This window comes from Vibrio sp. 1249-1 (assembly GCF_033340495.1).
Genome location: NZ_JAWOWJ010001151.1, coordinates 1 through 523 on the forward strand (window position 1 = coordinate 1; position 523 = coordinate 523).

The 523-nt window shown below is 48.0% G+C and carries 1 protein-coding gene; it reads right to left on the reverse strand.

The features are described from left to right. Nucleotides 1–19: 19 nt before the first annotated feature. Nucleotides 20–523 (reverse strand): substrate-binding domain-containing protein (locus R7Z50_RS30975; protein WP_318150211.1); only part of this gene is annotated, 504 nt, incomplete at its 5' end.

The following is a 523-nucleotide window of genomic DNA, read 5'->3' on the forward strand; positions in this document are numbered from 1 at the left end:
ATTTACAGATTATCCACCATCAACAACGCTCGACAGAGTTTCTTCGTACTAAAGTTGGGCTAAAAATAATGGTTTCATCTTCAACTTTTTCGTCACGAGACAGCGCCAAAGCCAAACGGGCGGCGCGTTCTGCCATCATCTCGATTGGGTAGCGAATAGTAGTCAAGCTAGGGTGAACAAAGCGGGCGATCAAGCCATCATCGAACCCGACCATAGAAACCTTACTTGGTACGTCAATGCCATTTTGATCTAACGCTGCGAGTGCGCCAGCGGCCCTGTAGTCGTTGTAGGCCACCACTCCAGTAATCTCCAAAGATTTGGTTAACAGGTTGGTCATCGCAACTTCGCCACCATCACTGTTGGGCTCACCGTATTCGATGTAGCTTTTGGAGAGTTCAATACCATGTTCTTTCAATGCGGCTTGGTAACCTTGCAAGCGTTCATCGGTATCTTCGATATCGTGGGATGAGGCAATGCAAGCGATTTTGCGATGCCCGTGACGAATCAAATATTCTGTCGCGAG